Source organism: Paenibacillus sp. LRG-1 (genome assembly GCF_057220305.1).
In genome coordinates, this window is sequence record NZ_CM170126.1 from 3,174,885 (window position 1) to 3,190,710 (window position 15,826).

Annotated in this window: 13 protein-coding genes; 1 reads left to right on the plus strand and 12 read right to left on the minus strand. The window is 45.3% G+C overall.

Annotated elements, in window-relative coordinates:
* Positions 1–229 precede the first annotated feature (229 nt).
* The 8 genes from ACUUJN_RS13835 to ACUUJN_RS13870 all read right to left on the minus strand — a co-directional run bounded on the left by ACUUJN_RS13835 (position 230) and on the right by ACUUJN_RS13870 (position 9,677).
* The gene (locus ACUUJN_RS13835) at positions 230–1,351 is read right to left on the minus strand and encodes a phosphodiester glycosidase family protein (protein WP_023988872.1); all 1,122 of its coding nucleotides are present in this window, start codon (positions 1,349–1,351) and stop codon (positions 230–232) included.
* Between the two features lie 221 nt (positions 1,352–1,572).
* Entirely contained in the window at positions 1,573–3,039 is a 1,467-nt protein-coding gene (locus ACUUJN_RS13840; RefSeq protein WP_023988873.1) for a potassium/proton antiporter, read from the minus strand.
* 198 nt (positions 3,040–3,237) lie between these two features.
* Positions 3,238–4,626 carry a class II fumarate hydratase gene (fumC, locus tag ACUUJN_RS13845; RefSeq protein ID WP_484668598.1) on the minus strand — a complete coding sequence of 463 codons (1,389 nt, stop codon included), beginning with the start codon at positions 4,624–4,626 and terminating at the stop codon, positions 3,238–3,240.
* A gap of 164 nt (positions 4,627–4,790) precedes the next feature.
* Positions 4,791–6,335: a 2-isopropylmalate synthase gene (locus ACUUJN_RS13850; protein WP_484668599.1), complete on the minus strand. Its 1,545-nt coding sequence runs from the start codon at positions 6,333–6,335 to the stop codon at positions 4,791–4,793.
* A 102-nt stretch (positions 6,336–6,437) separates the two neighbouring features.
* A complete protein-coding gene (locus ACUUJN_RS13855; protein ID WP_023988876.1) occupies positions 6,438–7,139 on the minus strand; it encodes a FadR/GntR family transcriptional regulator in 702 nt (233 codons plus the stop codon).
* A 154-nt stretch (positions 7,140–7,293) separates the two neighbouring features.
* Positions 7,294–8,313 carry an aldose 1-epimerase gene (locus ACUUJN_RS13860; RefSeq protein WP_013310435.1) on the minus strand — a complete coding sequence of 340 codons (1,020 nt, stop codon included), beginning with the start codon at positions 8,311–8,313 and terminating at the stop codon, positions 7,294–7,296.
* Positions 8,314–8,450: 137 nt separating this feature from the next.
* Complete coding sequence (locus ACUUJN_RS13865; protein WP_484668600.1) at positions 8,451–9,254, minus strand: MBL fold metallo-hydrolase; 804 nt, start codon at positions 9,252–9,254, stop codon at positions 8,451–8,453.
* A 126-nt stretch (positions 9,255–9,380) separates the two neighbouring features.
* On the minus strand, positions 9,381–9,677 hold the full coding sequence (locus tag ACUUJN_RS13870) for a hypothetical protein (RefSeq protein ID WP_484668601.1): 297 nt from the start codon (positions 9,675–9,677) through the stop codon (positions 9,381–9,383).
* 162 nt (positions 9,678–9,839) lie between these two features.
* Between ACUUJN_RS13870 and ACUUJN_RS13875 the strand changes: the two genes are divergently transcribed.
* On the plus strand, positions 9,840–11,072 hold the full coding sequence (locus ACUUJN_RS13875; protein WP_025722749.1) for an aminopeptidase: 1,233 nt from the start codon (positions 9,840–9,842) through the stop codon (positions 11,070–11,072).
* 75 nt (positions 11,073–11,147) lie between these two features.
* Here the strand turns inward: ACUUJN_RS13875 and ACUUJN_RS13880 are convergent, their stop codons facing one another.
* The 4 genes from ACUUJN_RS13880 to ACUUJN_RS13895 form a co-directional block, all read right to left on the minus strand.
* A complete protein-coding gene (locus tag ACUUJN_RS13880) occupies positions 11,148–11,639 on the minus strand; it encodes a hypothetical protein (RefSeq protein ID WP_023988880.1) in 492 nt (163 codons plus the stop codon).
* A gap of 154 nt (positions 11,640–11,793) precedes the next feature.
* A complete protein-coding gene (locus ACUUJN_RS13885; protein ID WP_484668602.1) occupies positions 11,794–12,912 on the minus strand; it encodes a glycerol dehydrogenase in 1,119 nt (372 codons plus the stop codon).
* Positions 12,913–12,948: 36 nt separating this feature from the next.
* A complete protein-coding gene (gene bioB, locus ACUUJN_RS13890; RefSeq protein ID WP_209942432.1) occupies positions 12,949–13,956 on the minus strand; it encodes a biotin synthase BioB in 1,008 nt (335 codons plus the stop codon).
* Between the two features lie 203 nt (positions 13,957–14,159).
* A complete protein-coding gene (locus ACUUJN_RS13895) occupies positions 14,160–15,461 on the minus strand; it encodes a hemolysin family protein (protein ID WP_175405309.1) in 1,302 nt (433 codons plus the stop codon).
* Between the last annotated feature and the right edge of the window lie 365 nt (positions 15,462–15,826).

Here is a 15,826-nt window from a genome sequence, read left to right on the forward strand (position 1 = left end):
TGTAAAATAGCGCAATGCTTCGCCTTGAGGGAACATATAGACACTGGATAGAAGCTCAGTGTTAGGATTATGTGCTTCTATATAAGGATGGACAGTGCTGCTGTCTAAACGGATTAGCGCTTCGCGTGCTGTCGCCAGATCTCCCTCGTATATTTCTTCTTTTAATTTACCATGAATCTCTGGCTGGTCATCAGTCTCCGTTCACTTAATGAACTTATTCATTCCTAATCTATCTCTTTTTGGCTGCGTCAATGTCTCCAGGATTCAGACCTTCCCATATGTTCGGGATACTAACAGTCTCTGGATGCTCAAATACGAGAAACGCAGTCGGCAAATACCGCTCTCCGTATTCAGAAGAAGGCTTGTTCACAATGGCATTATCCTTGACTAGCACCGTTGAAGAACCTCCATCCAGATTAGCACCGATAACCGCTCCGTGTTTAAGCAAAATATTTTGCATATCATACAAGTTGGCACCAATACTGTACCCAGGCTGACGACCGTCGATGGTCACGAATATAATGGCCCCGTCTGCTCTTTGCCCCATTGCGGTACGAGGAGCAATTCCCCACCCCTCGCTTGCATTGCGAATCAGACCTTTCCCATTCACGATTAGGCGTGGTTGAAAAGTAACCGCTTCTTGCACATTCATTTTGGACAACTCGGACAACGAATAGTGACCGGCTATCATTTTTCCCTGTTTATCAATACCTACGATTTGAACAGAGGCATTTTTACCCATATCATTGTAGTATATCTCACCCTGGGAAATGACAACGCCAATCGGTTTAAAACCATTCCCATTCCAGTTGGGATCGGCAAAGCCACCGCCATTTACGCCAGCAACAGCCCCTAAACGCTCGACCATACTAGATACCCTTTCTCCTCGGCCGACCTTGGAAGGAACCCCGAGCCGGATTTTAGTGGGGTCATGCACCGTCATAACATAGCCATGATAGTTACGGCCCGATACCTCTTCCACTTCAACCAGCGGCGTTTGTTGTACTTTGGTCGGTATCAGATCAGGTAGATTGATTGTATGTCTGTCCTTCTCTTCACCCATCGCTTCAAAACGGGCCGAATATTCAGCCACACGTTTTTTTGCCTCTGCTTCACCGATAAAGTACTTCGCCCAGTGACGATGTTGGGTTGTGATCAGCGTATCGGCAGCCAAATAGCGCATGTCCTTGCCAGATGACGTTAGGAACAACCACGCACCACCCCCTATTCCTGCTAACAGGAATACAATAAAAAGTCGCAGTATAAAGCGACCGAATTTTCCTTTTCGTTTCTTTTTTCTATTTTTCTGCCTGCGAGCTGCTGCACGCTGTGGCAAGACTTCCGGTTTCATTTATCATCTCTCCTGTTATTGGTGACTTCTATCTTATTCATCACTATTGCCCATCAAATGATCCGTAACGATAGGCAGCGACATCTAACGACAATATCATAAACTAATTTTGTAGAATGATAGTGTCAATTTTTTAACAGATTCATCCACTCTGAAAAAAATACAGGAAAAAGTCCTCCACATGAATGTGAAGGACTGTAATTAAGAGTACCCTACGCTTTTTACGGAGCAGCCTCTGGTTCGAGTAGCATGAACAGTTCTTTCATCTGCTGACGCTTGAGTTTGGGACTAAGCACATACAATGTATCGCCAGGTTCAATCACCGTCGTGCCTCTCGGGGCAATAATTTGCTCGTTCCGAATTATGGCTGTGAATAAAATATCTTCAGGCAACTGTATATCCTGAATCGCTTTGCCCGCTATCGACATCCCTTTTTGTACCTGAATGTGGTTGATTTCCGAAGTGGTTTTTCCCAGAGAAACTAATTCCAGCAGTGAAGGAGATGACGTCTCGTTAGGGTCCATCAAGCCAAGCTTCACCGCTAGCCACGAAATAGTGGTACCTTGAATAATCGCAGAGGTGAGCACGACGAAAAATACAACATTAAAAAACAAGGGTCCTACATCCATCTCATCCAGTAAAGGATAGGTTGCTAGTACAATAGGTACCGCCCCCCGCAGTCCTGCCCAAGATAACAGGGTCTTCTCGCGCACAGAGTACCTGGAAAAAAGCAAGCTTAGGAACACGCCTATTGGACGAGCCACGAGCATGAGGATGAAGGAGAGCGCCAAGCTTTGCCACGCAATGCCCAGCAATTGATCAGGAAAGACCAATAGGCCGAGCAGGACAAACATCATAATCTGCACCATCCAGGCGAAACCATTGTTAAAATGAATAATGGATCGCTTGTAGGTCAAGTCGGAATTTCCCAAGACAATGGCCATGACATAAACCGCCAGCAATCCGCTTGCCTCCAGTAACGATGCCGCCGCATACGTCAAGACTGCAAATGCCAGCGCCATTACAGGATACAAACCGGATGAATCAAAATTCATTTTATTAATCGCATATACACCTATACGTCCAAGTACAAAACCAACGACTAAACCAAAACCCATTTCCCATAAAAACAACAAGATATGTATCCAAATGGATTGCTCAGGGTGATGTATCAGCTCAATCAATGTTACCGTGAGAAATACAGCCATCGGGTCATTACTGCCGGATTCCGCTTCGAGCGTCGAGGTAATTCGTTTTTTGATGTTTTTACCTCCTAGAACGGAAAACACGGCTGCCGCATCCGTCGATCCGACAATAGCGCCAAACAGCATGGATTCCATCCAGCTTACGCCTAAAATAAACTTGGCGCATACGCCAATGACTACGGTCGTAATGATGACCCCTAACGTTGATAATGATAACGCAGGTCGAATAACTGGCTTAACGTCTGCAAACTTTGTCTGCATCCCGCCTTCAAACAAGATTACAATGAGCGCGAGAATGCCCACCAGCTGTGTGATAAAGGCATTATCAAAATAAATAAACTGACTAAGCACCATACCTACGGCAATAAACAAAACAAGCGCAGGCATACCGAAACGGCTGGAAAATTTGGTAGTCAGCACACCGACCAGCAGCAAGCTGGAAAGCAAAAGCACAATCAAATTTATAAGGGTTGTCTGTTCCATACGCTTCTCCTATCTTGAAAATGGATGTTCAATTTTTCGCCTTCTATCTATATACCCTCAAATCACACAGAATACTAATCTTAAGTAAAAAAATATATGAGAAAACAAAAAATCCAGCTCATGGTCTGTGCTAAATCGCACTCGATGAGCTGGTTTGTATAATTTTTATAAGGCTTAAGCAGAGACAATCGTCGTGCTTTAGGCTTTAGGATGAATCATATGCGCAGGTACAACATATTGATCGAACTGTTCTTCAGTCAACAGTCCGCTGCGGAGTGCCGCTTCTTTTAGAGACAGTCCTTTTGCATGTGCAAGTTTGGCGATTTTAGCGGCATTTTCATATCCGATATGTGGATTCAATGCCGTCACCAGCATCAGCGAATTATTCAAATTGTGCTCAATTTTAACGAGATCAGGCTCAATGCCGATCGCACAGTTGTCATTAAAAGCAATCATGGAATCGGCCAGCAGTTGAACAGACTGCAAAAAATTGTAGATGATTACTGGCTTAAACACGTTCAGTTCAAAATTACCCTGACTCGCAGCAAAGCCGATAGCTGCATCATTACCCATTACTTGAGTAACGACCATCGTCAGTGCTTCGCTCTGGGTCGGATTCACCTTACCGGGCATGATAGAGCTACCTGGCTCGTTAGCAGGGATCGTAATTTCCCCCAAACCGCTACGCGGACCACTTGCCAGCCAACGAACATCATTGGCGATTTTCATCAAATCGGCAGCGAGCGCTTTGACTGCTCCATGTACGGCCACCACTTCATCGTGGCTGGTCAATGCATGAAATTTATTGGGCGCGGAAGTGAACGTTTTGCCAGTGAAACTGGAAATTTCCGCAGAGGTTCGGGAGCCAAACTCTGGATGAGCATTAATTCCTGTCCCCACCGCTGTACCGCCAATCGCCAGCTCCTTCATGTATTGAACCGTGTCGATGATAATTCGCTTGCTCTTGTCCAGCATGGCATACCAGCCGCTTATTTCCTGGCCCAGCGTAAGCGGTGTCGCATCTTGTAAATGGGTTCGTCCAATTTTTATAATATCCTTGAATTGCTCTGACTTCTGTTGAAAAGTCTCTTTCAGCTTATCGATGGCAGGCAACAAACGATCCTCCACTGCAATGACACCCGCTACATGAAGCGCTGTAGGAAACGTATCGTTTGAGCTTTGCGACATGTTCACATCGTCATTGGGATGCAGCTTCGTATCTTTTCCCTGCTCTTGTAACCATTGGCTTCCCAGATGAGCAATCACTTCATTCACATTCATATTGGACTGCGTTCCGCTCCCTGTCTGCCATACAACCAACGGGAAATGGTCATCAACCCGCCCTGCGAGAATCTCGTCCGCTGCATAAATAATCGCGTCCTGCTTCTCCTGTGATAGCTTACCCAGCTTATAGTTACTGATCGCCGCGCTCTTTTTAAGCACCGCGAACGCCTGTATGACCTCTAATGGCATTTTCTCCGAGCCAATCGGGAAATTTTCCTTGCTGCGCTGTGTTTGCGCTCCCCACAGACGGTCTGCCGGTACTTTGATTTCGCCCAACGTATCCTTTTCAATGCGGTAGTTCAACTCATTTCCTCCTCTTGGCCTATGTAATTCAGACAAAATATGGTGATCTCTCTTGCCTATTATACATTAAATTTCAAATGTTATCATTTATTTTGCAAGCGCTTTTTTACGATAAGGCCAGAGGAGGAAGAAGGAAAATTCGTCTACAAGCCTGACCACTAGGATCAACTAATGGTGATATTGCTTTTGGCATGTACTTCTTTTCTGCCCAGTAGCTTGTTCAGCGCATCGATGTAAGCTTTGGCGCTAGCTTCCAAAATATCAGTACTTGTGCCTCTTCCCAAAGCTGTGTACTCTCCTTGCCTCAAAATGGCGTGCACTTCCCCCAATGCGTCTTTGCCATAAGTTACAGATTGGATCGAATAATCCTCCAACTCCACCTCTTCACCACTGGCCTTGTCTATAGCATGGAAAATCGCATCTACAGAACCGTTACCCATTGCTACTTCATCAATTGCTGTCCCATCTTGTTTACTCAACCGAATGGATGCGACTGGAACCGACTGATTGCCATAGGACACCTGAATGGAATCCAGTGTGTAAATTTGAGGCGAGGCATTGCGGCTTTCATCCATCAGGACGAGCAAATCTTCATCCAACACCTGTTTTTTCTTATCCGTCAAGTCCTTGAATTTGCGGAACGCCTCTTGCAGCTGTTCCTCCGTCAAAGCTTCAAACCCCATGTCCGCCAGTTTTTCTTTAAATGCATGTCTACCCGAGTGCTTGCCCAATACAAGTTTACTTGTCTTCAGACCAATACGCTCAGGGGACACGATCTCATACGTTGTACGCTCTTTAAGCATTCCGTCCTGATGTATACCAGACTCGTGCGCAAACGCATTGGCTCCAACAATGGCCTTATTTCCCGGTACCGACATCCCCGTACGTTTGCTCACCAGGCGACTGGTGGCATACAGCTCCTCCAAAACCAGACTCGTTTGTGCACCATAGAGCTCGGTTCTAGTGTCAAGGGCCAGTGCAACTTCCTCGATAGGTGTATTTCCGGCTCGCTCACCGATGCCATTGATGGTACCTTCAAATTGGTCTACACCATTACGGATAGCCGCCAGCGTGTTAGCTGTTGCCATACCAAGATCATCATGACAATGTGTGCTAAGTTGTATTTTTTCGATACCGGGCACTTGTTGTTTTACAATTCTAAACATTTCACCGAACTGATCCGGCGAGGCATATCCCACCGTATCCGGTAAATTGACGACTGTCGCACCAGCACGAATCGCCATATCCACGACCTCACAAATAAAGTCCAGCTCGGTACGACTGGCGTCCTCTGCTGAAAATTCTACCTTGCTGAAATACTTGCGTCCATAACGAATGGCAGCAGCAGCGGTCTCTAATACTTTCGCTTTATCCATTCGCAGCTTATGTTGGCGGTGAATGGGTGAGGTAGCCAGGAACAAATGAAGACAGGCATCCTCAGCTCCTTGTAGCGCCTCTCTGACTGCATCAATATCCTGTTCCTTCGAGCGTGCAAAACCAACCAGTGTTGCTTGGGTAACCTGTTTGGCAATCTCCTGCATGCTGATAATCTCACCAGGCGAGGTTGCTGGAAAGCCAGTCTCAAGCCGATCTACGCCTAACTTTTGCAGCTGAAGAGCAATTTCCACCTTTTCTGTGCTGGTTAAGCTAACTCCTGGTGATTGCTCTCCATCTCTTAACGTTGTGTCCAACACCCATATTTTACGCATACAGATACCACCTTTTGATTGATTTTAGGAGATGTTCGAGTAGAAGACTTAAAATCCGTTTTATCATTCATCTGATCATCTGATGTTTAAGAGTAAAAAAATTTATGAACTTCCCATATGCTTTTGCAGCTCCAGCTTGGTGCCGTCCAAATGTTGAATGCTATACAGCTCGGCAGCCTTGCCATCCTGATCCCGGATTGCTTCATATATTTTTTCATGCTGCAAAGTAAAATGATTTTGCATCGCTGGATCGGTAATGAGATTGTTCAATGCCTTGCGAATGGCCTCTACAAAGCTGCCATATACGTCTGTAAGCACCTTGTTGCGTGTAGCTCCGGCAACAGCCAAGTGAAAAGTGATATCCGCATCTAAGTACCCAGACAAATCTCCAGCGGCCAAAGTTGCAGCACGACGGTCCAGCGCCGCACGCATTAAGTGTAAATCCTCGTCATTACGACGTAATGCAGCCAATCTGGCAATCTCTAGTTCCAACACACTCCGTACTTCATAAACTTCAATAATTTCAGCACGGCTTAGACGGTAATCCAATGGTTCTTGAGAAGTCGTCGGTTGGCAAACAAAAGTTCCGTGTCCTTGCTTTTTCTCTAATAGACCGGCATGTACCAGAACGCTAACCGCTTCACGCACTGTAGATCGCCCGACTCCGAATAGCTTCATGAGCTCAGGCTCGGTTGGAATCTTTGTGCCCACATTCCATTCACCAGCAGCAATTTTTCGTTGCAGCTGTTCAGCTACTTCATCGGCGATTTGCTTGCGTTTGACGGCTTGAAAAGGGAAATTCATCTGATCATCTCCTGTTTCGTATCATACTATGACTGCTTGGCATTCTGCAACCTTTTTCTTCCTCCTTCCCCATTGGCCCTTACCTGTGCTTTACATACCCAAATAAAGCCTGCACCGTTGGACACGATACAGGCTTATAAGGATAAATTAAATGCTAGGATTTCGATTTATTAGGTGTTATACAATACAAACGGCTGGTTGCCTCAAAAATATGGCCTGGAGCCAGTGCAATCAATCCGATCTCCTCAGCTGGTAGGTCCGGACGATTCGGTGCATTGATCATGTTCATTTGCGGTTCAGGACAGATGAATTCCTTGTTCGCTTTGTTATTCCAGATCATCCAATGCTTATAAGCTGTACCTACATCGTATACGAGGGTAGCCCCTGTCTTACTGTGTGTCAGTTCCATGTAGTTGCGTCCATTTTGCGGAGCTGCCGTGTAATGATTATCCATAGAGGCAAAATAAGGACTAACTCCCGTCGTCTTCAGCAGTTCCTCTTCCGGAGATAAAGGCTGGAACTGACCTGTGGCCAACAACCGTTCCGTCAGCTCACGACGCTCACCGATTGTGACCTTAATCTTGTAATCCTCAGGCGAGCTATCGGGTACGAACGGAACGCGAATCGCTGTGTGAAAGGCAAATAAGTTGGGGATCGGTTGATCGCCCTCGTTATGGATCACATAACGCTGATGCAGGCCAAATTCGTCCAGGCTGTACGTTAACTTCATGGTAAAGGTGAAGGGTAAATAGCGGAACATGGGATGTCCTTCCCTTACATGCTGATTCATTACCACATAGCTACCTTGCTCCCCGGAACCGTAGTCCTCAACCTCCCACCGAACAGTGTGTAAAAAGCCGTGCAGATGGTTGTGGGTCGCCTCTTCATTTATCGGCAGCTCATATGTAACACCATTCCACAGGAATTTTCCATCCTCATACCGATTCGGAGGGAACAGGAAAGGAATTCCGTAAACGGACGGGCTTTGCTTAAAAGCCTCTATGCTCTCAGCATCTGGCTCACGCAGAAAAGAATATCCCGTTTCATTGTCACGAAAAGAAATCAGATTTGCGCCGTTTCCCGGCAGGGCAACCGCTTCATATCGTCCAAATTTAAGACGAATCGCCGGTATTCCATAATAAAGATCACCAATTGCAGCATGTTGTTGTGTCATCAAAAAATCCTCCTTGATGAAATGACGATGTTTAATGAAAGCGTTTAGCTTTTGGCTTGACTATACCATGCTGAGCAAAAAAATTCCACGTCCACACAAAAAACGATGCCCCGCAAGGCATCGTCCTTCACACATCACTACACATAACGTCCCTGTTTGGGTACAGCCATGTGCTCAAAATCTCCCGCCAGTCGCTCCAGCTGATCTGTCAGCTCAGCACCACGCATGTAATGACCATGTCCTGTGACTGCAATCTCAGGCTTTAACTTGGCCAGCATTTCCACCGAACGCTGCGCAGCTTGCCAATCTGTTGTAAAATACGCAGGAGGTCCATGTATTTCTTTTTCCTGTAAAATAACGGCCAGTGCCGATTCCTGTTTCACCGTAATAAAAGCGTCACCGGCCACCATTAACCTTCTTCGCTCATGAAAAAGCGATACATGACCAGGTGTATGTCCTGGCGTATGCAGCCACTTCCAACCAGGGGCACCGGGGACACTGCCATCTTGGGGCAGGGATGTGATGCGATCATCGAGATCTATAGCATCATTGGGGTATAAGAAGGAAATGCCCGACATTAAACCTCCTTCTACACTAGGGTCAGGTTTTTGATAATCCTTCATTCCCGTCAAATAAGGTAATTCCAAAGGATGTGCATAAACAGGTGTACCCCAATGCTGTACCAACTCAATAACCGAACCTACATGATCAAAATGACCATGTGTAAGCACAATAGCGATTGGAGGGCCAGCGAACCGTTCCTCTGCCAGGCGTATAATCGAGTCTGTAAATCCTGTCATCCCCGTATCCACCAGCACCCAGGAGCGGCTTCCCGGCTCTCCAATAAAACACATATTTACAAACAGCGTCCGTAAGCTCAGGAGATCGGGAGCAGCCTCTTCATTTGCCGTCATTCCTTCGGTGAACAGATGATTTGCCAAAGCTTCACCCTCCTATTCACATGGAATTTCCTGTTAATATCGACCTTTAGGCTTCCCCCATGTCAGCAGATTATGCGGACACTGCTAAATATAATCCGCTTGTCACGAAAATAGACCATGTTTACATTACTCGGGTAATTTACTCCATGCCGTATCTAGCAAATAGTCGAACAAATCATCATTCTCTTCAATCCAGCTATCCATTTTCAGCATCTCTTCCTCCACCCGTGGCTCTCCCGCAAAATGGAGACTGTAATCCCATTCCTTTCCCCTTTTACTGTGGAATGTGATTTCATATACAGAACTCTGTCCGTCTACTCCAAATACCACTTGGCCCAGATAAGCACCATTCTCATCTTTTGTCATTTGTGCCTGTTGAATATGTACTTCTTTCACTTCCTGAGGTGAATTTTGCTCTGTCATTCATCTATCCGCCCTTTCATTTTCACTAAATAGTACCAAAACTGATTTGTGAACCTTTTCGTTACATTGTACAATATATAAGCTATGTGTGGAATTTGCAAAAAAACTGTGCAAGTTACCCAAGCCTTGTTTAAGGCTTTTCGTGAAATGGAGGAAAGTTACATGTCAGATTTTCAACAAAAATTGCAAAAATATGCCGAGTTAGCCGTTCGGGTCGGCGCCAATGTACATCCTGGGCAGACACTCATCGTTCATGCGCCAATCTTGTCCGCCGAACTCGTGAGACTTATCGTCAAATCAGCGTATACTGCCGGAGCCAAGCTGGTTACAGTAAAATGGAGTGATGAGACCATTACTCGATTACAGTATGAACTAGCTCCTGATGAAACTTTTAATATTGCTCCCAAATGGTACGCAGCCGAAATGACTGAAGAGGTCGAAAATGGCGCAGCTGTACTGCATGTCATTGCAGAAAATCCGGATTTGCTTAAAGGGATTCCGTCCAGCCGAATTACTGCTGCCCAGCGCGTGCGTTCACATGAATTACGTCAATACCGCGAATATCAAATGGCCGACAAATTCAGTTGGTCTCTGATTGCTTATCCTTCAGCAGAATGGGCTGCCAAAGTATTCCCTGATCTGCCAGCTTCAGAGCAAATGGATAAACTGTGGGATGCCATTTTCAGCACCGTGCGTGTGGATTTGGATAACCCCGTGGAGGCGTGGAAAGAGCATTTGAAAACCCTTTCCAGCAAATCTGATATTTTAAATGCCAAACGCTATAAAAAGCTGCATTATCTGGCTCCAGGCACAGACCTCACCATCGAATTGGCAAAAGATCATCTGTGGGTAGCAGCCGAAAGCGTCAACCAACAGGGACATACTTTTGTAGCCAATATGCCTACTGAGGAAGTGTTTACAGCTCCGCTCAAAACGGGAGTGAACGGTAAGGTCAGCAGCACCAAGCCACTTAGCTACAGCGGAAATATCATCGACAACTTTTCATTGACTTTTGAAAATGGACGTATTGTCGATGTACAGGCAGAGACCGGTTTGGAAACTCTTCAGCATCTCGTAGAAATGGATGAAGGTTCACACTATCTGGGTGAGGTTGCTCTCGTACCTCATAAGTCACCTATCTCTGATAAAAATATTTTATTTTATAATACGTTGTTTGATGAAAATGCCTCTAACCATTTGGCCATCGGTAATGCCTATGCATTTAACCTTAAAGGCGGCAAGGATATGACTCAAGAGCAGTTGGCTGCCAACGGCCTGAATTCCAGCCTGACACACGTCGACTTTATGATCGGTTCAGGTGAAATGGACATCAACGGCGTTACCGAGGACGGTACTGAGGAACCTATCTTCCGTAAAGGAAATTGGGCGATCTAACACGGCAAAAAGGCTCTCACCGCTTCATGCGGGAGAGCCTTTTTGCTTCATCCTATAGGCTATGTTAGATCTATTTTACAACGTGTTAATCCAAGAATTCGCTGCAATTCCAAAAACAATTTGTATCACGCTGATGATGAAAAAGACAATAAGACAATTTACAACTCTTCGATTGGTGGTTTGATGCATGGATAAAGATGATTTCACATAAAACATACTGCCTAATATCCCCAAACACAGACCAAAGATGCCAGCAAATAGCCATCCTATAACCAAACTGACCACGACAAAAGCCCAACTCCAGCCGGGAACTTTACTCACAGGAACATAAGGTTGATTGGACCCAAGATACACACCGTCCACGGCTAAATCTGCTTTGTTGCCAATGACAACAACATTTACAGCTTTTTCTTTCAATCTAATTGGAAAATCAATCAAGTTCAAAAATGCGTTCTGGCTTTTAACCTTCTGCTCGCTTCCATTTACAATAATTTTTCCGCCAGTTAAGCTACGCTTGTACTCAATACTATATTGAGTACCTTGATCTTCTACATTCCATTTTGCCATCGCTAAACCCCTCTCAAATTTTAGGGGAGCCATAAATATACTCCCGGCATTTCCTGATTATGTACCATAAAAATCATAACATAAGCTGCAAGTTAAATAATGGGAAAAAGGCCGCTGATCAGCGACCTTTGATTCTACTTTATTTCGTATGGGGTTAGTTTCTATGTCCAATTTTAGCCTTGTAGGCAAGTGAATACTGGTCAGCCGCTAAAATCGCATCAAGCACATCATCCGCTGTGACAGCAAATGGTAGATTGTGAGCAGTTTCGCCTTCTTTGGTAGCAGCCTGAGCTACCCGGTACAAATCCTCTCGGGAAGCTTCCTGGAGCTTAATGTCTTCCAGCGTGACAGGCAGATCGAGTTTTAGATAAAAGTCAATATACCGCTCCACCTCGGACAAAGGTCTTTTTTCCAAGGCAAGCTGGACTAAGGTGCCAAAAGCTACCTTCTGACCATGTGTCAGGTGATGAATGTCTCCTTCCAGAACGGTAAAACCATTGTGAATCGCATGTGCGCCTGCCAAACCGCCGCTTTCAAAGCCCAAACCGCTTAGCAACGTATTGGCTTCCACTACCGCTTCAAGCGCAGGTGTGACGACTTTGCGTTTCACGGATTCGTAAGCCTGCAGTCCGTAATCGAAAAGAACTTCCTCACACTTGGACGCAATGGCTTCTGCCGCCAAGGTTGGCAAACCACCAGCCATTGTCGTTGCGCGAGCTTCAATGACCGCACGGGCTTCAATCCACGTCGCCATAGCATCTGCAATGCCTGAGGAGAGGAACAAAGGCGGTGCTTGAGAAATGACTTTCGTGTCCACCAAAATCAAGCTAGGATTTTTACTGAAAAAGGAATAGGTATCAAATGCACCCTCATCGGTGTACAAAACAGATAGTGCACTAGTAGGGGCATCTGTAGAAGCGGTTGTTGGAATAATCACAACCGAGGAACCGAGTAGTTCATTAACGGCTTTGGCAGTATCCAGCGTTTTACCACCACCTACACCAATGACAATGTCGACCTGGGCGCTTCGTCCCTGATCCGCAATACGGTTGACTTCATTTTTGGATGCTTCCCCTTGAAACTCAATTTTAACCGCCGCAATATCAGCCTGTTCCAGGCTTTTTACTACGCGGTCGGCTGCAATCTCCCAAACCAGCTTGTCTGCAATAACCAAGGCAGTATGACCTAATGGCTTAACATACTCACCTGTTTTATCAATCACATTTTTCCCTTGCACATATTTACCTGGACTAATAAATACTTTTTCGCTCATCGTTTAACTCTCCCTTCCAAGTTTGTACAATTTCTATTATACGGCTGAAAGGGCACACATCTCAATTTCGAAACCAAGATCTTCAATCATTTGATGATCAAATGTGACCTCTTGGCCTTCTGTCGTTAAATAATCTCCTACAAAAATTGAATTCGCTGCATACAGGCATAGCGGTTGTAACGAGCGTAAATTCAACTCTCGTCCACCTGCAACGCGTATTTCTTTGGATGGACAGATGAAGCGGAACAGTGCCAGCACCTTCAAAGCTTGGATAGGTGATATTCGCTTTGCTCCCTCCAACGGGGTTCCAGGGACTGGATTCAAGAAGTTAACCGGAATAGAGTCAGCATCTAACTCCCGTAAGGCATAAGCCATTTGAACGATTTCCTCATTCGTTTCCCCCATCCCGATAATAACGCCAGAGCATGGAGACATTCCGTGAGATTGAGCCATTTTCACAGTTTCGACGCGTTGATCGTATGTATGTGTGGTTGTAATCGAGGGATAGTTGGCCTTACTTGTATTTAAATTATGATTGTATCGATGTACCCCAGCCTCTGCCAACCGCCGTGCCTGATCTCCCTTGAGAATCCCTAAGCAGGCGCAAATTTTGAGCGGCATCGTGCGATTAATTTCTTGTACTGCCTCAATCACCTGATCCAGTTCTCGATCTGTTGGACCTTTGCCGGAAGCTACGATGCAATAGGTCCCTGCTCTCCGCGCTACTGCTTCCCTAGCTCCAGCCAACAGTGATTCCTTGTCCAACATACTGTACTTGCTCACAGGCGCCGTGGATACGATAGATTGTGAGCAATAACCGCAATCCTCCGGGCATAGGCCACTTTTGGCATTAATGATCATGTTGAGCTTTACTTTTTTTTCATAAAAATGATGCCGCACCCGAAATGAAGCTTGCATAATCGGTAATAATTCCTCATCGTCGGCTTCCAGTACCGCTATGCCTTCTTCCAGCGATACACGGCTGCCTTGGATTGCTTTTTCAGCCAACGAGTCCCATTCTATAACCTTGTTTAGTAAATTCATACTTCTTGCCTCCCAAAATTTAATGATCATGTAAATGGATAAGATGTTCAGCGTAGAGGAAGTTCTTTTTTATTGTCAACCTAAAACGATATAATTAGGTTGACAATTACACGAACATCATATCAATTCATGTCCATTCTGTAAAGAAGACAAATTAAAAAGCGACCCCACATCGTTCAAGGTCGCTCTCTAGATTTATTCCGTTATGAGACTCCTGCTTCTTCCACGATGATAGGCTGTTTTATCAGCCGAATACGTGAAATCCGCTTGTTTTCAACTTCTTCTACCGTGAACATACATCCCTCAAACACTACAGACTGGCCAGGCAGTGGGGGAATAACCTCGACATGTGAGTATAGCCAGCCCCCTACCGTATCATAATCCTCATGATCAAGATCCAGTCCAAAGCGATCGTTCACTTCATCAATTAATAACATGCCGTCAATGGAAAATTCCTCGTCATTAATCTGCTCACAACTCGGACGTTCCTGATCGAACTCATCCTGAATTTCACCAACGATTTCTTCCATAATATCTTCCAGTGTTACCATACCCGATGTACCGCCATATTCATCAATCAAAATTGCGATTTGCGTCTTGCTACGCTGCATACGTTTGAGCAGATCACTAATTTGCGTAGATTCAGGGACAGCAAGAATCGGTCGAATCATCGTACGGGTATCCAGTGTGTTCGCCCGTAGAAGGTCCTTAATATGGATAAAGCCGATAATATGGTCCTTATCTTCGGCGCAGATTGGATAACGGGTTCTCATGCTTTCCGTCGCAATCGCGAGATTTTCTTCTGTGGACTCATTACTGTATAAGCAGATCATCTCAGTTCGCGGAATCATGATTTCCCTGGCGGTCGTGTCGGTAAAATCAAATATATTATCAACAAGCGCCAATTCCGTATTATCAATTAGTCCGCTCTTATTGCTTTCTTTCATCAGAATGCGTATTTCATCTCCGGTATGCGCGGAATCGTCATTCTCGGATACCGGCTCCAGACGGAATAAACGCAGCAGGCTGTTCGCCATTCCATTCAACGCCCATATGAATGGATACATCAACTTGTAAAACCAAGTCATCAGCATGGCTGAATACAGCGTAATGGTCTCAGATTTACGAATAGCTATCGTTTTGGGCGCCAATTCACCCAAGACAATATGCAGAATCGTAATGACAATAAATGCAATAACCACGGCAGTACCGTGCACATATACCGCTCCTAATCCGGCGGCTGTAAATACAGGTTCGATCAAATGTGCGATGGCCGGCTCTCCGATCCATCCTAGTCCCAACGATGCTAGTGTAATACCCAACTGGCAGGCAGACAAATAAGCGTCCAAGTTGTGTAACATATTGGCGGCGTACACGGCCTTTTTATTGCCCGCTTCCACCAATGTTTCAATACGGCTGCCTCTGACCTTCACCATGGCAAATTCCGCAGATACAAAAAAACCATTCAATAGTACTAATGCAAAAACAATAAATAAGTTAAACATACTCGGTAAAGGGTCACTCAATATGCTCCCCATCAGCCGTCATTACGGCAGACAGGCGCACCTCCTTCGGATAGTTTCATCATAGACAGAACGATAACACATCATAAGCAGCGTCAACTTCCCAACACATTCACTCCTTCCGGCTTCCAAAGCCATATTCCGCATAAATGATTAGATCATTCATCAGCTTATATTTAATTATATAACTATACTCTATACAGTCAAACCACAAGCAATGTCAGAAAAAACAGCTCCTCTATCATTTAGGTTGTAAAGCTCTCGTTTTCGCCGCTTACCATCAAGAAAGCTACTATATTTGAGAAAGATTATAAACAAAATACATCCCCTGCCGTCTGGCAGAGGAT